General features: G+C 41.6%; 23 protein-coding genes. 19 read left to right on the top strand and 4 right to left on the bottom strand.

Features of this window, described 5'->3' with window-relative positions:
• Nucleotides 1–12: 12 nt before the first annotated feature.
• From CJ483_RS05030 to CJ483_RS05020, 3 genes are all read right to left on the bottom strand, one after another.
• Nucleotides 13–918, bottom strand: a complete 906-nt coding sequence (locus tag CJ483_RS05030; protein WP_120032480.1) for a DMT family transporter — start codon at nt 916–918, stop codon at nt 13–15.
• Nucleotides 915–1,307 carry a reverse transcriptase-like protein gene (locus CJ483_RS05025; protein WP_340856380.1) on the bottom strand — a complete coding sequence of 131 codons (393 nt, stop codon included), beginning with the start codon at nt 1,305–1,307 and terminating at the stop codon, nt 915–917. The genes CJ483_RS05030 and CJ483_RS05025 overlap by 4 nt, the downstream gene beginning before the upstream one ends.
• Nucleotides 1,308–1,569: 262 nt before the next feature.
• The gene (locus CJ483_RS05020; protein ID WP_120032476.1) at nt 1,570–2,241 is read right to left on the bottom strand and encodes a queuosine precursor transporter; all 672 of its coding nucleotides are present in this window, start codon (nt 2,239–2,241) and stop codon (nt 1,570–1,572) included.
• Between the two features lie 121 nt (nt 2,242–2,362).
• Here CJ483_RS05020 and CJ483_RS05015 point away from each other — a divergent pair, with 121 nt between their 5' ends.
• Together CJ483_RS05015 and CJ483_RS05010 are read left to right on the top strand one after the other, a co-directional pair.
• Nucleotides 2,363–3,016: a reverse transcriptase-like protein gene (locus CJ483_RS05015; protein WP_120032474.1), complete on the top strand. Its 654-nt coding sequence runs from the start codon at nt 2,363–2,365 to the stop codon at nt 3,014–3,016.
• Between the two features lie 21 nt (nt 3,017–3,037).
• Entirely contained in the window at nt 3,038–3,226 is a 189-nt protein-coding gene (locus tag CJ483_RS05010) for a zinc-finger domain-containing protein (protein ID WP_406909049.1), read from the top strand.
• Nucleotides 3,227–3,267: 41 nt separating this feature from the next.
• On the opposite strand, the gene cspD is transcribed toward CJ483_RS05010, so the two are convergent.
• Nucleotides 3,268–3,468 (bottom strand): cold-shock protein CspD, encoded by a 201-nt coding sequence (cspD, locus tag CJ483_RS05005; protein WP_041096853.1) that lies wholly within the window; start codon nt 3,466–3,468, stop codon nt 3,268–3,270.
• A 252-nt stretch (nt 3,469–3,720) separates the two neighbouring features.
• Between cspD and mntR the strand changes: the two genes are divergently transcribed.
• The 17 genes from mntR to CJ483_RS04915 all read left to right on the top strand — a co-directional run bounded on the left by mntR (nt 3,721) and on the right by CJ483_RS04915 (nt 21,885).
• A complete protein-coding gene (gene mntR, locus CJ483_RS05000; RefSeq protein ID WP_120032472.1) occupies nt 3,721–4,134 on the top strand; it encodes a transcriptional regulator MntR in 414 nt (137 codons plus the stop codon).
• Nucleotides 4,135–4,325: 191 nt separating this feature from the next.
• Nucleotides 4,326–4,754, top strand: coding sequence for a hypothetical protein (locus tag CJ483_RS04995; protein ID WP_182916969.1), 429 nt, complete (start codon nt 4,326–4,328; stop codon nt 4,752–4,754).
• A 117-nt stretch (nt 4,755–4,871) separates the two neighbouring features.
• Nucleotides 4,872–5,549 carry a class I SAM-dependent methyltransferase gene (locus tag CJ483_RS04990; protein WP_120032468.1) on the top strand — a complete coding sequence of 226 codons (678 nt, stop codon included), beginning with the start codon at nt 4,872–4,874 and terminating at the stop codon, nt 5,547–5,549.
• A 9-nt stretch (nt 5,550–5,558) separates the two neighbouring features.
• The gene (locus CJ483_RS04985; protein ID WP_120032466.1) at nt 5,559–6,086 is read left to right on the top strand and encodes a hypothetical protein; all 528 of its coding nucleotides are present in this window, start codon (nt 5,559–5,561) and stop codon (nt 6,084–6,086) included.
• 24 nt (nt 6,087–6,110) lie between these two features.
• Nucleotides 6,111–7,991: an ABC-F family ATP-binding cassette domain-containing protein gene (locus CJ483_RS04980; RefSeq protein ID WP_120032464.1), complete on the top strand. Its 1,881-nt coding sequence runs from the start codon at nt 6,111–6,113 to the stop codon at nt 7,989–7,991.
• 70 nt (nt 7,992–8,061) lie between these two features.
• Nucleotides 8,062–9,186 (top strand): conserved virulence factor C family protein, encoded by a 1,125-nt coding sequence (locus CJ483_RS04975; RefSeq protein ID WP_120032462.1) that lies wholly within the window; start codon nt 8,062–8,064, stop codon nt 9,184–9,186.
• An 18-nt stretch (nt 9,187–9,204) separates the two neighbouring features.
• Nucleotides 9,205–9,639 carry a BrxA/BrxB family bacilliredoxin gene (locus tag CJ483_RS04970; RefSeq protein WP_120032460.1) on the top strand — a complete coding sequence of 145 codons (435 nt, stop codon included), beginning with the start codon at nt 9,205–9,207 and terminating at the stop codon, nt 9,637–9,639.
• A 41-nt stretch (nt 9,640–9,680) separates the two neighbouring features.
• Nucleotides 9,681–10,493, top strand: a complete 813-nt coding sequence (locus CJ483_RS04965) for a class I SAM-dependent methyltransferase (RefSeq protein ID WP_120032458.1) — start codon at nt 9,681–9,683, stop codon at nt 10,491–10,493.
• A gap of 5 nt (nt 10,494–10,498) precedes the next feature.
• Nucleotides 10,499–11,455, top strand: coding sequence for a thymidylate synthase (locus tag CJ483_RS04960; protein WP_120032456.1), 957 nt, complete (start codon nt 10,499–10,501; stop codon nt 11,453–11,455).
• Between the two features lie 202 nt (nt 11,456–11,657).
• The gene (locus tag CJ483_RS04955) at nt 11,658–12,686 is read left to right on the top strand and encodes an STAS domain-containing protein (RefSeq protein WP_120032454.1); all 1,029 of its coding nucleotides are present in this window, start codon (nt 11,658–11,660) and stop codon (nt 12,684–12,686) included.
• A gap of 70 nt (nt 12,687–12,756) precedes the next feature.
• Nucleotides 12,757–13,242 carry a dihydrofolate reductase gene (locus CJ483_RS04950; RefSeq protein WP_120032452.1) on the top strand — a complete coding sequence of 162 codons (486 nt, stop codon included), beginning with the start codon at nt 12,757–12,759 and terminating at the stop codon, nt 13,240–13,242.
• A gap of 660 nt (nt 13,243–13,902) precedes the next feature.
• Nucleotides 13,903–14,901 carry an ABC transporter substrate-binding protein gene (locus CJ483_RS04940; protein WP_120032448.1) on the top strand — a complete coding sequence of 333 codons (999 nt, stop codon included), beginning with the start codon at nt 13,903–13,905 and terminating at the stop codon, nt 14,899–14,901.
• Between the two features lie 58 nt (nt 14,902–14,959).
• A complete protein-coding gene (locus tag CJ483_RS04935) occupies nt 14,960–15,979 on the top strand; it encodes an ABC transporter permease (RefSeq protein ID WP_120032446.1) in 1,020 nt (339 codons plus the stop codon).
• Entirely contained in the window at nt 15,954–16,748 is a 795-nt protein-coding gene (locus CJ483_RS04930) for an ABC transporter ATP-binding protein (protein ID WP_120032444.1), read from the top strand. Before CJ483_RS04935 ends, CJ483_RS04930 begins: the two co-directional genes overlap by 26 nt.
• Before the next feature lie 297 nt (nt 16,749–17,045).
• Nucleotides 17,046–18,497 carry a Na+/H+ antiporter NhaC gene (gene nhaC, locus CJ483_RS04925; protein ID WP_120032442.1) on the top strand — a complete coding sequence of 484 codons (1,452 nt, stop codon included), beginning with the start codon at nt 17,046–17,048 and terminating at the stop codon, nt 18,495–18,497.
• Between the two features lie 21 nt (nt 18,498–18,518).
• Nucleotides 18,519–19,679, top strand: a complete 1,161-nt coding sequence (gene iadA, locus CJ483_RS04920; RefSeq protein WP_120032440.1) for a beta-aspartyl-peptidase — start codon at nt 18,519–18,521, stop codon at nt 19,677–19,679.
• Between the two features lie 154 nt (nt 19,680–19,833).
• Nucleotides 19,834–21,885 carry a sigma-54 interaction domain-containing protein gene (locus CJ483_RS04915; protein ID WP_120032438.1) on the top strand — a complete coding sequence of 684 codons (2,052 nt, stop codon included), beginning with the start codon at nt 19,834–19,836 and terminating at the stop codon, nt 21,883–21,885.
• The last annotated feature ends 100 nt before the right edge of the window (nt 21,886–21,985 follow it).

The raw sequence follows: 21,985 nt of genomic DNA, 5'->3' as shown, positions 1-21,985 counted from the left end.
TCCGGACGTTTTTTATGATTTATTGGCAGCAGACCTTAAGCTAAGTAATTTTTGGACAGGGATCTCTGCGAGCAGCATGCCAATGAAAATAAAGGCACACCCAGTTAACCCCGCTGCAGTGAGCCGTTCATCAATCCAGAAAAAGGCGGTTAAGGCGCCAAACACTGGCTCCATTGCCAGGAGGAGAACGACCCTTGTCGGTGTTGTATGTTTCTGAGCTGCAGTCTGAACAAAAAATGCAAGAGCTGTCGCTAGAAAAGCAGTAATGAGCAGCGCACTCCAAACAGAAGAGTTAAGCAAATTAGCAGCGGTTAAAGCAGATTGCCAGTCTTCCAGTATAAATCCGCCTAAAAGACACAAAACAGCAACCGTGGTAATTTGTACAGCTGTTAAGGATAATGCAGAAGAAAGCTGAGTGTATATGTCGGTGAAGATGATATGAAAGGCAAACCCAAAGGCGCAGATTAACACAAAAAAGTCACCGGTGTTCCAGCCGTCGGCTCCGCCAGCTGTTAGCAAATAAAGACCGCCCGCAGCGGTAACAGAACCAATTGCCGCCCCTGGTGCAGGCTTCTTTTTCAAAAGAATAAGAGAAAGAAGCGGCACGAGCACAACGCTTAAGCCGGTAATAAAGCCTGTTTTAGAAACTGTTGTATATAAAAGGCCGATCGTTTGAAAAGCATAGCCGATGGCTAGACAAATGCCGAGTATAATGCCGTGCTTCCATGTTTTTATCGTAAGTCCGGCCATCTTCTTCCGAAGAAAGATTATCAGGAAAAGCAGGAGAGCAGCGCATAAAAAGCGAATACCGTTGAATAATAATGGCGGTAACAGATCGATCGCTTGTTGAACAATGACGAAAGTCACTCCCCAAATGAGGGCCACAAACAATAAGGAAAGTTCAGCCGCCCATCTCATGACTTTTCGACACCTTTATTTTGTCTGACTGCCTCACGGGCAAGGCCATCCGCGCGATTTTCTTTGCTAGGGATCCACTTGACGAAGAAGAGCGGAAACTCTTTTGATAGTGAAAGGATTTCTTGCAGCAGCGGCTGATAGAGTTTTTTATGTATATGTTCTTTTTCAATTGCCTGAACGACTGTCTGAGAATCGCTGCGCAAAGAAATGGTCGCTGCCTGTCTTTCTTTTAATAGCTTTAATGCTTGAATGACGGCCAGAAACTCCGCTTCATGTGTATCTCTTATACCAAGAGGGAATGAATAGCGGTCAACACGACTGCCCTCTTTAATGAAAACACCCGCTCCCGCCCAGCCGGGAGAACCAGTGCTGGCTCCATCTGTATACACTTCAAACAATCGAATTCCCTCCTTGTTTAGCTTCATACCAATAAATTTTACGGAAAAAACAAACAATTTGCAATAAGAAAAGCGAAGCCGCCTGTCCTGGGGCGACAAGCGTAAGGCGAAATGGTGGAGTGGCGTGGTTCAGCCACATAACCAGGTCGACTTATGACTTCGAGCCCAAGGAGGGACGTTCCACTGGTTCCTGGTTTCCGCTCATAAAAAATATGACTGACAAATGGAGCTTCGTTCAGCCATCGATTCATGATTATTTAGGAAAGCGTTTAGCGATATAGCCAAATGGGGTATCCAATAACGCTATAATCCATTTTAAAGCACAGGTTGAAAGAAAAATCTGTACCCAAACATCTAGTGGGAAAGCACCGAGAAAGGCGATGCTCGTAAAAACAAGAGTATCCAGCAGCTGGCTGATCATCGTGCTGCCGTTGTTACGAATCCAAAATTGTGAATCTGTCGGAAACTTTTTCTTTAAATAAGAAAAGATATATACATCGGCAAATTGGCTCACTAAATAGGCGGCAAGACTTCCAACAGCAATGCGGGGCAATAAACTAAACAACTGACTCATAGGCTCCTGAGCAAAATCTGATGGTCCTGGCTTAAAAAGAAGAACCATTTGCATGATCATTGTCATCATGACTAGCGTAAAAAAGCCGAGCCACACTGCTTTTTTTGCGTCTTCTTTCCCATAGCGTTCATTGAGCAAATCCGTGGCCAGAAAGGCGGTCCCATACATCGTGTTGCCGAGGGTAGCGGTTAAGCCGAACACTTCAATAGTCTTCACTACTTGAAGATTAGCCAGTATGGTGGCGACACCAACCCATGTAAACAATCCTGTACGCCCAAATAGTCGATACATGGCTAAAAATATAGTAAAGTTAATGATAATAAATATAAAGCCAAACCATTCATTGAACATACAAAACCTCCTGTGATATGAAAGAAATAGCGGAAAAATGTCTGTCTTTATTCCTGTGTTTGAGCATAACGTACATTATACAAAAACATGAAAATTGGTCAAGAAGAAAGAGGGGATCAATATGAAAATGAAAATTAAGTGGCAATATGAATTTAAAGGCAGGAAAACAGAATTTGAATCAGAGTGGCTAAGCAAAGACCTGGTGCTGCCCATTGTTGAAGATTTAAATAAAACAGGGAGAATGAAAAATGCTACAGTTACTGATGAGCTCTTAAATGAATGGACAGTGAAGGAATTCACTAAACTAAACAAGCAGCTTGATGAGGCACCAGGTGAAGTAGAAGTGTATTTTGACGGCGGTTTTGACAGAGAAACCCAAATAGCCGGCATTGGAATTGCTGTTTATTATAAAAAGAATGGAGAAGATTGGCGCTGTCGGATAAATGAAAAGCTTCTCCAATTGGAGTCCAATAACGAAGCGGAATATGCAGCCCTTTATAAGGCCATTGAACTGCTTGAAGAAATCGGCGTCAAACAAGTACCGGTTACAATTACAGGGGATTCTCATGTAGTCTTGAAACAGCTGTCAGGGGAGTGGCCTTGCTTTGATGAAACATTAAATAAGTGGCTTGATCGGATTGACCACAAGATGCAATCGCTTCATTTGTCGCCGCTTTACAAACCGGTAGACAGAAGGCAAAATAAAGAAGCGGACAAACTGGCGAACCAAGCACTGCAGGGGAATTTCGTCAGCAGCCATTCCGTAATTTCTTAAGCAAAAGCTGTATAGAAAGGTGTGACTTACTTGGAAAGAAAACAGCTTATGGCAGAGGTAGAGGAGATTCTACAAACATATTGCGATGGATGCCTGCTCAAGGTGACATTTCGAAAGGAAAAGGGGAAAGCATATGCCCATAAGTTTTGTATCACTAAATGCACAGTAGGGGAACAGCTGAGAAAATGTGGAGAACAGCTGCTTAAATAAAAATAAAAAGCCGGCAAGATTTGCCGGCTTTATGAGTTCAATTATAGTTTTACAACGTTAGCTGCTTGAGGTCCACGGTTTCCTTCTACGATTTCAAAAGAAACTTCTTGACCTTCTTCTAAGGATTTGTATCCGTCGCCTTCGATTGCAGTGAAGTGAACGAATACATCGTCTCCGCCTTCTACTTCGATAAATCCAAAGCCTTTTTCATTGTTAAACCATTTTACTTTACCGTTTTGCATATTAATGAATCCTCCTAAATCTTCGAAACACATCTTATCTATATGTGCCCAAATCAAAATATTCATTACAAACAGAAAAAACTGTTTATAATACGTATAATATACCGGAAAAAGTAAAATTAGTCAAGGAAGGGAAAGGGGAAAAAGTCAAAAAATTTCATTGTTCCCTATGAATAGGAAAAGCCCGGTGGCTTGTGCTCAAATCGCTCTTATAGTAAACTTAAAGGGATGAGTATATTCAGGAGGGTCCCGATGCCGACACCAAGCATGGAAGATTACATAGAACAAATTTTTATACTTATAGATAAAAAAGGATACGCCCGTGTGTCTGATATTGCGGAAGCATTATCTGTCCATCCCTCATCTGTAACAAAAATGGTCCAAAAATTGGACAAGGATGAGTACTTAGTATACGAGAGATACCGTGGGCTGGTTTTAACTGCTAAAGGAAAGAAAATTGGCAAACGCCTTGTAGAAAGACATGATTTGCTTGAGGAGTTTTTGCGGATCATCGGCGTGAAAGAAGAACACATTTATGAAGACGTAGAAGGTATTGAACATCATTTAAGCTGGAATTCTATTGACCGCATTGCTGATCTGGTGGATTATTTTAATGAAGATCCGGAAAGAGTTGACATGCTTCACTCTCTGCAAAAAAAACGTTAGAATAAAAAATTGTCCCGCAAAAGTTTCAGCTGATTGCCGGGACAATTTTTTAATGGTTCTTACTACCCATATACAAACTGATGCTTTTCATCTATTATTAAAAAACTAATGAGCCTTCAAACCTACATAGAAGCATAAAAAGGCGAAAATGAAAATAATAAAGATAAAAAGCAGAGTGAGTTGAGAGTGAAATGCAGGGGGAACCAAATTTTTATTCTTTAATGAAGAAGATGGATCAGACGTTAACGCTGGAAATAAAAAAAGAGTTTCCAGGAGCTCGTTGTGTAGGAGGGAAGTATTCGCCCGCTACCCATTCGATTACCCTCTTTAAACAAGACATTGCCATTCAATGTGAAAGGCTTCTTGGATCACTGGAGCAGTTGAAGGAATATGAATGGATTATTTTTGCCCATGAGCTTGGGCATGCATTAGACCAGGAGCTGCCTTCCTTAAGTGCCCGACTGGAAGAAACGAAAAGCGTCGAAGTTTTGGCTCAAATTGAGTTAAATGCCTGGAGGATTGCTGAAGAGCTTATTCCTTTCGTTAATCCCCAATTGTTTACCCGCATCAAAGAAGAGTCGTTGCGTTATTTCTCAAGAAGTCCGCTGATCAGTTCATAAAGTGATCCTTCACGTTCGAATGAAAAGGAAGCCGCCCCTGACCTCAGGAGCGGTTTCATTTATATTGCCGAAAGCTATTCTATTCCCTTACAATGAAAGAAAGCAGGAGGGATGAAAATGGCGGATGTATCGTGGCAAAAAGAAGCAAAAAACCAATGGAATGCGAGAGCAGGCGGGTGGCAAGCTAAAAGTGCCGACATGTGGGAAAATGGCAGCCGTAAAGGAGTCTGTCCTTTCTTTGCCAATTACGTCCCGAAAAACAGCCTGGTGGCCGATCTAGGCTGTGGAGATGGCTATGGCAGTCAAAAGCTGAACCAAGCAGGATACGAAGTAGTTGGAATCGATTTGTCCAATAAAATGGTGGAATTTGCACAAAAATTTGAGACAGAGCGGCTAACTTTTAAGCAAGGTGATTTAGCCAATCTACCTTTTCAAAACGATGAACTCGATGCTGTAATGGCCATTAATTCTTTGGAGTGGACTGAGAATCCCTATCATGTGTTAAAAGAAATTAAACGAGTGCTGAAGCCTTCTGGGAAATTTTGTGCAGCGATATTAGGCCCAACAGCCGGTCCGCGGGAAAACAGCTATAGTCGTTTGAGCGGCCAGCCAGTTATTATGAATACAATGATGCCTTGGGAATTTGTCAAGCTCGCACGAGAAAACGGCTTTCAGCCTATAGCAGAAGAATATGTTTATAAAGGCGGCATGACAGAAGCGGCGGTACAGTCTTTTTCCGCTGAATTGAAACAGTCATTGACCTTTTTTACATTATTTATGATGGAGAAAGAATAGGGTGTTTGTTTGAACAACAATAAAGAAGGTGTTGATTTGTTTGATCCGACTGCTTTTGATAACATTAAATTCATGATACAAGCCGAAATATATGACCGGGATCTGGCCGGCCTTTTTCACATTCATAACCGTACGGATAAGATGGATCTTGCCAATCTTAGTCGAGAAGCAGCGATCACATTTTCGCTCAAAGAAAACGAGCAACTCAAGGTGTCACTGACCGTTGAAGCAAATCTTGAAAAGTTGGCGGGCGAACTGTTGCCTCTTCCCGGTGCTATTCCGGGCGTATCGCTGCATATTTTATACAGCGGGACAGAGCAGGATTTGACAGCGGCGGATATGAGCCTTTTAGAAAAAATATGGGGAAAAGAGAGGCGTTATGAACGGAGAAGAATCGAGTCTGATCAAACAGAGACAATGTGTGAGTGGCACGTTTACTTTGAACGAATGATCACGGAAGAGATGATGACAGAGTTTGGTGAGTTAATCAGCTTTATCGCTGATTCGCTGCAAATGATAACAAAAGGCAGTGAATGATTTGCAAATGGGGAGAGAAAGAAAATGAGAGCACTTACTGTGCAAGATATGTCAAAATCGTACGGAGAAAAATTGCTGTTTGACGAGATCACTTTTTCCATTGCCGAAAAAGAACGGGCTGGCTTGATTGGTGTGAATGGCACAGGAAAATCTAGTCTGTTAAAAATCGTCGCAGGAAAAGACATGCCTGACAGCGGGGAGATTGTTTGCCCGAATGATTATACGATTGCTTATTTAGAACAGGAACCGGAAATGAATCCGGAGTTGACTGTAATGGATCAAGTATTTTTAAGTGACGCACCAGTGATTCAATTGCTAAAAGAATATGAAAGCACATTAAAACAGCTCGAACAGGATCCACAGGATCAAGAGGTAGCCGAGCAGTTGTTTGAGCTGCAAAAGCAGATGGATGCACTAGGTGCCTGGGAAGCAAACACAAATGCCGAAGCGATTTTAACAAGATTGGGTATCCCTGATTTTAGCCGAAAAATCAGCGAGCTGTCCGGCGGGCAGAAAAAGCGGGTGGCGCTTGCGCAAGTATTGATTGAAACGCCTGATTTGTTAATCCTTGATGAACCAACGAACCATTTAGATTATGAAACGATCCGCTGGCTGGAAGAGTACTTAAGCAAATATTCCGGAGCCGTGCTGCTCGTTACCCATGACCGGTACTTTTTGGATAGAGTGACAAATAGAATGTTCGAGCTTGACCATGGCCGTCTATATACATATAAAGGCAACTATCAGGATTATATTGCTGCCAAGGCAGAGCGTGAGGAACAACAGGCTGCCGAAGAAGACAAACGAAGAAATTTATATCGCCGGGAGCTGGCCTGGATGCGCCGGGGCGCTAAAGCAAGAACAACGAAACAAAAAGCGCGGATTGGCCGCTTTGAACAATTAGAAGGCGCACTCGGTCAAGGACCAAAAAAAGAGCAGGTTGATTTGTCGGTAAAGGGTAGCCGGCTCGGCAAACAAGTGTTTGAGCTAAGAAATGTTTCTAAATCATTTGATGGCCAAGCGATCCTGAAGGACTTTAACTTGCTCGTAAAACCTGGAGACCGTTTTGGCGTTATTGGAAAAAACGGAAGCGGCAAGTCTACTTTTATGAACTTGCTCGCTGGAAAACTGCCATTTGATTGCGGAGAAATGATAACCGGTCAAACAGTGAAGATTGCTTATTATACACAAGAGCGGACAGACATGGACGAAAATATGCGTATGATTGCTTATATCCGCGAGTCCGCAGAGATTATAACAACAAAGACAGGAGAAAGAATTTCTGCTGCTCAAATGCTTGAGCGTTTTCTTTTTCCTATGCATGCCCATGGTACACCGATTTACAAGCTATCCGGCGGAGAGAAGCGACGCCTTTATTTATTGAAACTGTTAATGACACAGCCAAATGTCTTGCTGCTGGATGAACCAACAAATGATCTGGATACAGAGACGCTGACTGTGCTTGAAGATTACTTGGAGGATTTTCCTGGAGTCGTTATCACCGTGTCACATGACCGTTACTTCCTGGATAAGACGGCGGATCGGCTGCTTATCTTTGAGGGCGATGGTGTAATCGGATCCTACTATGGTCAGTATAGTGACTATTTAGCCGAACAGGCCATGGCTGAAAAGCTAGAGGAGGCACCCGTTAAAGAGACGAAAGTTGAGCCTGTCAAAGAAAAGCCAAAGAAAAAGCTAAGCTATCATGAACAACGGGAATGGGAAACCATTGAAGAAGAGATTGCTAAAGTAGAAGATCGTATAGCTCAAGCGGACGAAGAATTGGAAGCAGTGGGCAGCGATTTTGAAAAAGCTCAGCAGTTAAGCATGGAACTGGAACAGCTCAATGAAAAGCTGGAGCAGCTCATTGAACGCTGGAGCTATTTATCAGAATTCATGCAGTGAGCAAAAGAAAGCGCCAGTTGTTTTATCTATGGTAGAATGGCGGTAAAGATTGTGAAAGGAGCCGTTCACTTTGCGTATTTTAAAAATTGAACCTACACCAAGTCCGAATACAATGAAAGTAATTTTGGACGAAGAACTGCCTGCGGGCAAAAGCAACAATTATAAAGCTGGAGCTGGAGAAGGAGCCCCAAAAGAGATTCAATCTATCCTTTCTATCGAAGGAATAAAGGGCGTCTACCATGTGGCTGATTTTTTAGCGATTGAACGCAATGGAAAATATGATTGGCAAGGCTTGCTTCCGCAAGTGAGAGAAGTGTTCGGCGAAGCTGTTTCAGGAGATAACGCTCCGAAAGGGACAGAAGAGGCGTATGGAGAAGTGCAGGCATCTATCCAAACATTTAAAGGAATCCCTATTCAGCTGAAACTAACCTCTGCCACGGAAGAAAAACGCTTTCCGCTGCCTGATTATTTCTTGGAAGCATTCAAAAAAGCGCAGCTAACAGATGATAACTATGTGCTTCAAAGAAAGTGGGAGGAGTTCGGCATTCGCTACGGCGATTTGAATGAAGTCGGAAAAGAAACGCTGGAAGAGATTGTTGCCGCCTATCCTCGTGAGCGTCTAGAAGGATTGGCCGCTGCCGGAGCGGAGGGCAAGGCAATACCCGAGGTAAAACGGCGCGGCTTAAAAATCACCACATCTATGTGGCAGGAAGAGGAAGACTGGCGCCGGCGTTATCAATGGCTTGAGCAGATGGAAGACCCTACTGAGGAAGATCTGCCTGTCTTACAGCTGGCTCTGAGAGACGGCAAACCAGCCATTCGCCGTCTAGCTGTTGTTTATATCGGCATGCTCGAAGACAAACAAGTTTTGCCGCTTTTATATGAGGGGCTGAATGATGCAACGGTAACAGTTCGCCGCACGGCTGGTGATTGCCTTTCTGATCTTGGTTTCAAAGAAGCGATTCCAGCTATGTGTAAGGCTCTTGAAGATAAAAGTAAAATTGTCCGCTGGCGGGCCGCTATGTTTTTGTATGAAGTCGGCGATGAAACAGCTTTGCCTGCCTTAAAGAAAGCAGAGAATGATCCGGAATTTGAAGTGCAAATGCAGGTTAAAATGGCGATTGAGCGCATTCAAGTCGGTGAGGAAGCAAAGGGGTCTGTTTGGAAGCAAATGACGGAAGCAAGAGAAAAATGATTAATGGAGGGATAAAACATGACAAATGCTTATGAAGAATATATGAAGCAAATGGCTGCACCGATGCGAGCTGAATTAACGAATGCTGGGTTTAAAGAGTTGACGACAGCAGAAGAAGTGAATGAATTTATTTCCACTGTAGAAGGAACAACACTTGTAGTAGTAAATTCTGTTTGCGGCTGCGCTGCCGGGCTTGCTCGTCCTGCTGCAGTACAAGCCACTATGCATGAGCCGGCACCTGAGCATTTAGTAACGGTATTTGCTGGACAAGACCGGGAAGCGACTGCTCAAATGCGTGAGTTTTTTGATGGCTATGAACCATCTTCCCCATCAATGGCATTATTAAAGGGCCAGGAAGTCGTTCATTTCGTCCCGAGGGAACACATTGAAGGAAACGATATAGGTTCCATTATTCAAGATTTAACAAAAGCATTCGACCAATACTGCAAATAAACAAAGGATGTCTCCGGGCATCCTTTTTTACAGGAGAAAAGATGATTGTATCGACATCTGCACGTACTAATAAAAAAATCGAAGAAAAAGCGAGAAGGGCAGCCGCTGAACTGGACTGCCCGTTTGTAAAAAGGAACAAACGATCGGTTGCCTCTCTCCAGGCTGATTATGATTCAGATTGTCTGATTGTTGCTAAAAATCGGCTGGAATTTTACGCGTCCGATGCAGAAGAGCCTTTTTTCTTTCATCCAAATTCTGCTTCTTTTCGAGTGAAACGGTTAATGAGAGGAGAGGATGATCCTTTTATCACGGCCTCCGGGCTAAAACCGGGAATGTCTCTGCTGGATTGCACATTAGGTCTGGCATCGGATAGCATTGCAGCAAGCTTTGTAATCGGGCCATCCGGCCGTGTGACGGGAATAGAGGGGAACCCTGTACTTGCTTATATGGTGAAGCATGGGTTGAACGAGTGGGAATCATCGCTGCGTGAGTTGGGCGAGGCTATGAAGCGAATCCATGTCATTAGCGGCTCTTATCAGCAGGTGCTAGCCTCTCTCCCTGATCAGTCGGTTGACGTTGTTTACTTTGATCCAATGTTTACAAAGCCTATATTGACTTCAGAAGGAATCGCGGGACTGAGAAAGCTTGCTGTTCAGGATGAGCTGACACAGGAGACCATTCAAGAAGCACTCCGAGTGGCTAAGCAACGAATCGTATTAAAGGACCATTATCAATCCAGCCGGTTTTCCAATCTGGGCTTTCATCAACAAATCCGGCCGACGTCTCTCTTTCATTTCGGAACAATGGAAGTAGGTGAAAAAGAGACGGCAGCCGGTGTGACGAACAAGGAGTGAACAGAATGAGTAAGAATGAACAGCAATATTTAGATTTATGCCGATATATTTTAAAAGAAGGAAGAAGAAAAGAAGATCGAACAGGAACAGGGACCATTAGTATATTTGGCTATCAAATGCGTTTTGACTTGCAGGAAGGTTTTCCGTTGCTAACGACAAAACGGGTTCCTTTCCGGCTCATTGTCAGCGAGCTTTTGTGGTTTTTAAAAGGAGATACGAATCTCCGCTATCTGTTGCAAAATAATAATCATATTTGGGATGAATGGGGATTTCAAAAGTGGGTAGAGTCTGAGGAATATGACGGCCCGGATATGAAAGATTTTGGCCTTAGAAGCCAAAAAGACGAAGAATTTAAGCGGATGTATGAAGAGCAGCTTGCCATTTACCAAGAGAACGTACTGAATGACGATGCTTTTGCTCAAAAATTTGGTGATTTAGGAAGTGTATATGGCAAGCAGTGGCGCAGCTGGGAAGGGGCAGATGGGGAAGTATACGATCAAATTCAGTATATTATTGATGAAATTAAACGAAACCCGGATTCACGGCGCCTGCTTTGCAACGCCTGGAGTGCCTCAGAGCTTAAAAATCAGCAGCTGCCTCCTTGTCACTACGCTTTTCAATTTTATGTGGTAGATGGAAAGCTTAGCTGCATGTTTAACATGCGCTCAAACGATGTTTTCCTAGGACTGCCTTTCAACATTGCTTCCTACGCCTTGCTTACCCATTTAATTGCCCATGAGTGTGGGTTGGAAGTTGGCGAGTTAATTTATACAGGAGCTGATGTGCACATCTACTCTAACCATGTGGAGCAGGTGGAAAAGCAGTTGTTGAGAGAGCCGCGAGAGCTTCCGCAGTTAAAGTTGAACTCTGGGGTGAAACATATTTTTGACTTTTCTATAGAAGATATAGAGTTAATCGGCTACCATCCTCATGGTCCTATTAAAGCGCCTGTAGCAGTTTGAACATATGGAGGCAAGCAGTGGAGTGTGAATCATTCCACTGCTTTTTATTACTGTCCCCTATTCCATTTGAATTTACAATGCCCTCATCGCACTATTATAATGAAAGGGCATGTTTCCTTATAAGATGAGCGGATTCTTTTTCGCCTGATGGAACAACATACTAGCAGGATTATTCGTGCAAAAATAGTGGAGGTCATTCAAGTTGGCAAACTACGAGATAAATGTTCAAGGTTCTCTATTTGATTGGGATTTGGAAAAAGGGACATTGAAATTTGAAAATGATGAAGTCGTTTTATTCTGGGTGAACACTGCTTTTAAAACATTGCTTGATTCCATTGAAGAAATATCAGGCGAAAAGGCAGCTAAGCTTGTGTTGGAGACGGCTGGCTACAGGACAGGGAGAATTGTAAGTAACTTTTATTTGGAATCCATTGGGGACGTTGGAACGATTTTAGAAAAACTACCGAATACATACTTGACGGCCGGATGGGGCGTCACAGGGATTCAGTCTTTTTCAGAAGAAGAAAAGACAGCGATTGTCCGAGTAAAGAATAGCTGGGAGTATAAAATTAATGTAGCTCAGCAAAAGGAAGAGGAAGGTACTTTCCTGCCGGGGCATTGGGCTGGTGTGTTGAGTGGGCTATTTAACGCGAACATCTGGTACAAAATTTTAAAAAGCCAGATTGAGGGAGATGATTATACTGAATATGAATTTTTCCCTTCTCACATAACGCCTACATTAAATGTTAAGGCCATGTTTCAGGAAGAAGAGCAACAAGCTCAAAGAGAATTGGAAAAGAGTATTTCTGAGCGAACAAAAATACTTTCCGACATTATTAAAGATATATCGTCTCCTATTATTCCTGTTATTGAATCGATCTTGGTTATTCCTCTTGTAGGAAAGTATGAGGAGTTCAGGGCGGAAGAGCTGTTAAATAGAACGCTGCTCAATTTGCCGAATTATCAGGCGTCCTATCTCATTCTTGATTTGACAGGGATAAAAGGTGTCGATGAGTATACGTTATCTTTTCTGCAAAAGTTTGTCCAGGCAGCCTCTCTGCTGGGAACGAGTTGCCTGCTAGTTGGAATAGCACCGGAGCTGAGCATGCAAATTACCCAGAGCGGCTATGAGATAGATGGAGTGCCTTGTTTCTCAACATTACAGCAAGGCATTCATTATGCTCTGGACCAACAAGGATTACAAATCATAAGAAAAAGTGAGAATACTTGAGGAAGAGTAAAATGAGCCGTATTTTCTATTGAAGACTGTACAACGGCAAATTGAAAAGAAGGTGACGAGAGTGATTTCTTTTATCTGGGCAATGGATGAAAATGGAGTGATGGGTAAGGATAATACTTTACCATGGCGAATTCCTGAGGATTTAAAGTTTTTTAAAGAGACAACCATGGGCCATCCGATTGTAATGGGCAGAAAAACATATGAATCAATTGGCAAGCCGCTCCCGGGACGCGAGAATATTATTATTACCCGCGATAAAAATTACAAAGCAGCTGGCTGCACAGTTGTTCATTCTTTTGAAGAACTGTTCGAAAGAGCTAAGAATGAAGAGGAACTATTTATCACGGGTGGGGCAGAAATCTTTGAACAAATGATGCCTTACGCGGATAAACTTTATGTAACGGCTATCCAACATTCTTTTCCAGGAGATACATTTTTCCCTGATGTCATTGAGTGGGAGGACTGGCAGCTCATTTCTGAAAAGCAAGGGGACAAAAACGAACGCAATCCTTATGAATATTATTTCCGAATTTATAAAAGAAGATAATAGAAGGAATTCGTGTTTCTTTTTGGAAGCCAACCTTCGGGATGGGCTTCCATTCATTTATAGTTAAAATAAAAAATATGGATGAAAGAGAAGGAAGATCCTGTTGGCTGACAAGCAAAAGGCATTGTTTGCCTAGTCTCCAACCACCATAACGCTATATAAATAAAGAAAGCAAGAGAGGCTAATCTCTTGCTTTCTATTTGAGTTCTCCCTCACTAAATTTTAAAGCAAGAAAAGTACTTCTCTGCGATGACTGAGCAAAACATAGCCATACCGTTATTTATTTGTGAGAAAGTACGACTGGACTTTTACCTTTTCCAAATGGTCACTTTCCAAAGGTGTCTTCAAATCTGTTTAACGATTATATTTTGCTGCCGGAGAGGGACAACCGCTTTTAAGCATAGTAATTTTGGTGATTTTAATAGTCAGAAAAAACAGATAAAAATGCAAAGAAAGCTTTTTTTGGATAATATGCAAAAAATAAAAGTTATGAGAAAACTCAGTTTTCATGCTATGACGCACAAAAGCATTAACGCCAAAAACCGAATTTAATAATATTCTGAAAACACTTGATTTTCTGTTTCCTTTCAAGCATAATAAATTTATCTTAGAGAGAGGTACAAAATTTTCAGAAATATAGGGACTAAAGGGGGAGATTGAATGAAAAAGTGGATAAAAGGGATGACGGCAGCTGGGATAGCGAGTGCTCTTTTATTGGCTGGCTGCGGAGAAGAAAGCAAAGAAAAAGGACAAGAAGCCTCAGGAAAGGGCGAGGAAAAGTACCAGATTGGCGTTACGCAAATTGTTGAGCATCCATCCCTTGATAACGCTTACAAAGGCTTTAAGAAAGCTTTAGAAGATGCTGGGATAGAAGCAGATTATGATGTGCAGATTGCTCAGGGCGATCAAAATAACAATCAGACCATCGCCAATAACTTTGCCGGGGACAAAGTAGATTTAATATTCGCAAACTCTACTCCAAGTGCTACAGGCGCATTAAATGCGACGAAAGATATTCCGATTGTTTTCACTTCAGTTACAGATGCGAAGGCAGCAGGTTTAGTAAAAGACCCTGAAAAGCCGGGCGGAAATCTTACAGGAACAACAGATTTGCACCCAGAGGCAATCCCGAAAACGATCGAATTTATGGCTAAAGAGTTTGAAGGAAAGCGTGTAGGTGTTATTTATAACGCGGGAGAACAAAACTCTGTCGCCCAAGTAGATGAAGTGAAAAAAGTCATGGAGAAAAATGGTTTAAAAATGGTGCCAGTAACGGTATCGGCTTCTTCAGAGGTAAAGCAGGCTACCGAGTCACTTGCTGGAAAAGCTGACATGATTTATATCATTACGGACAATACGGTTGTATCTGCACTTGAATCAGTTGTTCAAGTGGCCAACCAAAAAGATATACCTTTATTTGTTGGTGAGCTTGATTCTGTAAAGCGCGGCGGATTTGCGGCCTTCGGCTTTGAGTACTATGACATTGGCTATGAAGCGGGACAAATGGCAGTGAAAATATTAAAAGACGGAGAGAAGCCAGGTGATATGGCTGTACAGCCTCCACAAAATTTAAAGCTGCTTATTAATGAGAATGCAGCAAAAGAAATGAATATTCCAATTAAAGACGAATGGAAAAAAGAAGCGGAATTTGTAAAGTAATAAATGAGGAGGCTTAGCCAAAGCCTCCTTATCATCCGTCCAATAGGGGGAGATTTATATGTTTACAGCCTTATTTGGCTCAGTAGAAGTTGGTGTTATCTATGCCATTATGGCTTTGGGAGTGTATCTATCCTTTAGAATATTAGACTTTCCTGATTTAACAGTTGACGGGAGCTTTGTAACAGGAGGAGCAACGGCCGCAGTATTAATTATCTCCGGCGTCAATCCTTTCCTTGCAACCGTTGGAGCATTGGTAGCCGGGTTTTTGGCGGGATGTGTGACGGGTATTCTTCATACAAAAGGAAAAATTAATCCGTTATTATCTGGTATTTTAATGATGATTGCCCTTTATTCTATCAACCTACGCATTATGGATAAACCGAATGTGCCGCTTCTTTCGGAAGAAACAGTGATCACCAAGATTACTTCCTGGTGGCAAGGATTAGGGTTCGACAACATGATGCAAAGTCTATTGTCTTCTATTGGTTTAGCTGATTATGTTCCTTCTACCTGGGGAATCCTCATTGTTATGTTCATCATAGCTTTTGCTATTAAGAAAATCGTTGACGTCTTCCTTAAAACAGAAATCGGCTTAAGCTTGCGGGCAGTCGGTGACAATGACGGAATGGTGCGAAGCTTTTCAGCTAACACCGATTGGCTCAAAGTTCTCGGATTAGGTATTTCCAATGCATTAGTTGCCTTTTCAGGAGCATTAGTTGCTCAATATAACGGATTCAGTGACGTTGGAATGGGAATCGGGATGATTATTATTGGGTTGGCTTCAGTTATTATTGGAGAAGCTGTCATCGGAAATGCAACGATTGTTAGGGCTACACTTGCTGTATTGATCGGAGCTATTTTATATCGTTTGATCGTCACATTGGCCCTAAGAGCAGATTTTCTTGAAACAGGTGACATGAAGTTGATTACGGCTATTATTGTTATCTTTGCTTTGGTTGTCCCTAAATTAATTGATAAGCAAAAAGCCGGAGCAAGAAAGAAAAAACGGGCCGCACAATTAAGTTCGGCCAAGCCAAATGGAGGGGATCAGGTTGCTGCAGCTAGATCAGATTTATAAAGTTTTCTATGAAGGTACTCCGGATGAGAAAATTGCACTGAATCAGTTATATTTACAAATGCAGCCAGGTGACTTCGTAACCGTTATCGGAAGTAACGGAGCTGGAAAGTCGACTTTAATGAACATCATTTCCGGAAATATTTTCCCTGATTATGGAACAGTAAATATTAATGGTACGAATATGACTTCCATGTCTGAGCATAAGCGAGCTAGAAAAATCGGCCGGGTTTTTCAAAATCCACTTGCTGGAACGGCACCGACAATGACCATTGAAGAAAATTTGGCGCTGGCCTATAACCGAACCAAGCCAAGATCGCTTCAATTTGGAGTCACTAAAAAGCGCCGCGAATTCTTTCGTGAGCAGCTTGAAATTCTTCATCTTGGTTTGGAAAACCGCCTGCAGGCCAAGGTAGGACTGCTGTCCGGCGGAGAGCGGCAGGCACTCTCCTTGTTGATGGCTACATTTACAAAACCGGATATTTTACTTCTGGATGAACATACAGCCGCGCTTGACCCGGCAAGAGCAGATTTGATCACAAAGTTAACAAAAGAAATTGTTGAAAAGTTTCAATTAACAACTCTAATGGTTACCCACAATATGCAGCAGGCGCTAGATCTTGGCAACCGCCTTATTATGATGGATAAAGGTCAAATTATTTTCCAGGCAAACGAAAAAGAAAAGCCGGATCTGACGGTAGAAAAGCTGCTGGCGGAATTCCAAAGAATTCGCGGCGAAGCCCTCCTAAGTGATCGTTCACTTCTAGCTTAATAAAGAGTGGAATCGAAAAACGTCTTCGATTTGACGGCTCGATAAAAAGAGTTCGGATGAAAACATTCCGAACTCTTTTTTGTTGTCTTGTCAAAATAGCATTGGAAAGCCAGAGCATAAAACGGACTTGTTGAAAGGGATTAAACGGTCCAATGGGTGTATTTTATCCCATTTTATCCCTTTCAACAAGAGATAGCATGCTTATAGTACACAGATGTCAGTAAATTCTGATTAATTTACGAATGGCATGATTATTGCATTATAAAAGATAGATAAAGTAAAGAGGAGGAATTTAGGATGAAAAAGAAGCCCGGTCTTATGTTAGCCATCACTCCTATCATCGCCTTGCTGCTACTGCTGGGAATAGGATACGGTGTGTTTCATTTAAGGGCAGAGCCATTGCTTCTAATCGCCGCAGCCATCGCCGCTCTTATTGGAAAAAGTTTAGGGGTTTCATGGGAAGAGATGCAAGAAGGAATTGTTCAAACAACAGCTAAATCGATGTCTGCTATTCTTATTTTAATTACTGTGGGTATTTTAATAGGCACATGGATGGTTTCAGGAACGATTCCAATGATGATTTTCTATGGGTTGAAATTAATCGATCCTAATTACTTATTGATCACTGCTTTTTTTGTGGCAGCTATCGTTTCAACATTTACCGGTACTTCGTGGGGATCGGCAGGAACGATTGGAGTGGCAGTGATGGGAATTGCGCTCGTTCAAGGCGTTTCACTGCCGGTTACAGCGGGTGCGGTCGTAGCTGGGGCTTATTTTGGAGATAAGTTGTCTCCTCTTTCCGATACCACAAACTTAGCCCCAGCTGCGGCAGGAAGCAAATTGTATGAACATATAAAACATATGATGTATACAACTATTCCAGCCGCTATTATCGGAGTAATTGTTTATTTCATTGCAGGTAAAATGATGGAAGTAAAAGGTGGAAATAACCAAGAGGGCTTGAATGAAATGATATCCATGTTAACCTCTACATTTGATTGGAATGTTTTATTGGTGGTCCCTATTATTATCGTTTTAGCCGGTTCCATTTTAAAATATCCAACTATTCCAGTCATGATTGCTTCTTCCACAACTGCTATTATTCTTGGAATTGTGTTTCAAGGTATATCTGTTGAAAATGCTTTCTTGGCAACTGTCAGCGGGTTCAACATCAGTATGATGTCAGGAACGGTAGATGTTTCTACAATACCGGAAGACGTTTCAGGTTTGCTCAATCGTGGCGGAATGAGCTCGATGATGGGAACCACTTTAATTGCTTTTTGTTCTTTCGCTTTTGCTGGGGTAATCAGTAAGGTAGGATGCTTAGAAGTCGTATTGGAAAAAGTGAATGAAAAGGCAAAGTCAACAGGCAGTTTAATTTTGGCTACAGTATTGTCTTGCATTACGATTGCAGTCACAACGGGAAGCTCATACTTGTCTATCTTAATACCAGGTGAGCTTTTTAGAAATGTATATGCTGAAAGAGGATTACATGCTAAAAATCTTTCAAGGACGTTGGAAGACTCCGGTACTGTAGTAGTCCCAATCGTTCCTTGGTCTTTAGCTGGAGTTTATATGTCAAGCACTCTGGGAGTACCCGTCATAGAGTTTTTACCTTGGGCTGTCATGTGTTACGTCGGGTTTATTTTTGCCATTATTTATGGATACACTGGGTTTTCAATTGAAAAAGTCAAAGCTGCTACAGGAGGACAATCATCAAAAGAGGATGATTTTCAATATAAAATTTAAACGGTTGCAGGGGGAAACACAATGTTGAAAGTAATTAAACAGACAAACGTTTATTCACCAGAGTATGCAGGGGAAAAAGACGTTCTTATTGCGGGAGATAAAATTATTAAAATAGATGATGACATTATAATAAGCGGGATAGATGTTGAAATTATTAATGGAAAACATACGATATGTATACCAGGACTAATCGATCGTCATGTTCATATTACCGGAGGCGGCGGTGAAGGTGGGTTCTCTTCAAGCACACCTGAAGTTCAATTAGGATCTTTAATAAGAAATGGGATTTCTACTGTGGTCGGCCTGCTGGGGACAAATGATATAGGGCGGAATTCAAAAAGCTTATTGTCTAAGGCTAAATCTTTAAACGAAGAAGGAATGAATGCTTATATTCTAACAGGAGGATATGGCTATCCGCCCAGTACACTTACCGGAGACGTGAGGGAAGACATTATGTTCTTCCAGGAAGTATTAGGATTGAAGCTTGCGATTGAGGATCACCGTTCTTCTTATGTCACAAAAGAAGAATTGAAAAGGTTGGCCTCACACGTAAGAGTAGCTTCTATGCTTTCGGGCAAAAAAGGATTCATTCATTTGCATATGGGAATGGGAAAAAACCATTACAATACTCTCTATGAGATTCTGTATGAAACAGATTTGCCGATTAGTTTATTTAGCCCAACGCATATTAATCGCAGTGAGGATTTGTTAGAAGCTTCGATAGAATATGCCAATCGCGGGGGACTTGTAGATATTACGTCAAATATAAATACAAAGAAAAAAGGCAGCCGACTGTCTGCTGCCCAAGCGCTCAAGTATCTGCTGGATCACGGTGTGGCAATCAGTCAAATTACTGTTAGTTCTGATGCGAATGGCAGCATGCCGGTATTTAATAAAACAGGTGAATTGGAAGGGTTGGAAGTAGCCGGGTTCGAACCCACAATTGAGGCCTTAAAAGAACTGGTGAATGAACAAGGGCTTTCAATGGAGGATGCATTAAAGCCGTTCACCATTACTCCGGCAAAAGGGATAGGTGTTTATCCATTCAGGGGGACAATAACAGAGCAAAGCTATGCAGATATCGTCTTAATGGATGAAAATATGGAAATACGTGATGTATGGGTTAATGGGGTCCCATTTATGAGAGATTATCAGCTATTAAAGAAAGGGGTATTTGAATAACAAGGTATGCAGCATATTCAATTTGTGCAGGAACAATGAATGAGAGTGGGGTGAACTCACTCTTTTTTATTATGCTCCTATTATTTATACTGAGACCAACTGCTAAAAATGGGAGTCTAGTAAATGAGGGATTGGTAGAGAAGGAGGGCTATCTGTGAAGGAACTGATTATTATTTCTTTAGGTGATAACACGTTGCAGAGTATGACCAAACAAATTAAACGTTATCTAGGAGACGAAGTAATCATTCGAGGTTATTCAATTGAAAAAGGAGTAGAGGCAACCTTTAAAGATAAAATTGTGCTGTTGACAGGAGCACCTATTTTGTCCCATGTATCCAAACAGGTACAGGAAGCTAAGAAGATTATCATTGCTAGACGGGCACTAAGCTATCGGCACATCGAAAAGATTTTTATGTTAAAAGAAAAAACAAATATTTTATTAGTCAATGACACGAAAGAAAGTTGTTATGAAACGATTGAACAACTGAAGGGGCACGGATTTCAATCACTCACTTTTTCCCCTTACTACCCAGGGATTAAGAGTTATTCCTCCTGTTCCATAGCAATCACACCTGGAGAGAGCCGGTTTGTGCCTCCGGAGATTCAAGAAGTGATCGACATAGGAAACAGACAAATTGACATTACTACTATTACTGAAATCATGTCTGAATTAAATGTTCTTAAAAAAGCGGGAATGTTGGCTTCCTCTGAATTCGTGAGTGAAATCATTGACTTAACAAAGTATCTATCAACCATTAATCAGAAATTAGATCATTCCAACCTCCTTTTGACCACTATTTTCGATAAGTTTCCGAAAGCATTACTGTTTTGCGATGAACAAGGGAATGTTACCTATTCCAATGAGAAAATGAAGTGGATTTTTGAAGGGAATATCCTTCTAAATGTAAATGTGAAAGATTTGTTTGGATCAGAATTTGATGTAAGTACTGCTCCACATTATGAGGAAGAAGTTTTCCATTTAAAAAACAATACATATATCGTATCAGTAGATAAAGTAGAAAACGAAGAGGAGGTCATTTGTTATTTAATTGAACTTGAAAATTACGACACGTTTAAGTATGTAGATAAGGTAATCAGTTCTAAAATTAACAGCAGTAAATTTAGAGCGCGCTATCACTTCACTCATCTGCATACTCGCAATGAAAAAATGAATAAAATGATTCAATTGGCTAAGCGGATGGCAAGAAGAAATGCTGTGATTCTTATTCAAGGGGAAAGTGGCACAGGAAAAGAGCTGCTTGCTCAAGCGATCCATAATGAATCGTCACGCTCTGATCAGCCCTTTGTTCCAGTGAACTTCGCAGCGCTCTCTCCTTCTATTTTAGAGAGTGAATTATTCGGTTATGAAGAAGGAGCATTTACCGGCGCGAAAAAAGGAGGGAAAAGAGGGCTATTTGAGGAGGCTAATTGTGGGACGATTTTTATGGATGAAATCGGAGAGGCGCCCCTTGATTTGCAAGTGAAATTGTTAAGAGTAATCCAAGAAGGAGAAATAAGAAGAGTCGGAGGCAACCATCAGGTACCTGTAGACATTCGGATTATCGCTGCGACAAACCAAGACCTAGTAAGTAAAATTATTGATGGATCGTTTAGAAAAGACCTGTACTACCGGTTAAATGTTCTGCCGTTGCAAACGGTAGCTTTACGGGAAAGAAGAGAGGATATTCTTCCTCTCGTTCATCATTATTTCAACCTCTTTTCTCAACAGGATGTGTATCATGTAAATGAGTATGTAGACAAAGAAACGATGGACTTTTTAACCCACCATCCTTGGCCGGGAAATGTAAGAGAGCTAGTGAATGTCGTAGAATACATGGTAAGCATGAAAAACCCGGGACAAAAAATTAGTTTAGAGGATTTGCCGGCCTATTTTATGTCTGAATGGGAAAAGGATAAGCAGCTGAAAGAGCCCTATTATGTAAAGAAATCGATTTCAGAAGAAGATCATGTGCTTCTAATCATTTATCAAAAATTTGGTATTGGAAGAAGGCGCATTGTCGAGGAATTAATGGAAAAAGGTCTGTCTATTGGAGAAGGCAAGGTAAAAAGCATAGTAAATGTACTAAGGGAAAAGGGATGGATAGAAGTGAACAGAGGGGTAAGGGGCTGCATGGTAAGTGAAAAAGGAAAACAGCAAGCGAAAAAGATTATGGCACAATTGCCCTCATACGGAGGAAGTCAATAAAGAGCTCTGTCCGTTATCTGTCTGCAAGAAAAAACAGGTTTCTTTCAAGAACGAAGATCCTCTTCGTTCTTTTTTTTGTCAAAAGAAGAGGATGTTAATT

This window comes from Bacillus sp. PK3_68, from assembly GCF_003600835.1.
Lineage (GTDB): Bacteria > Bacillota > Bacilli > Bacillales > Domibacillaceae > Pseudobacillus.
This window is presented reverse-complemented; position numbering and strand designations above follow the sequence as displayed.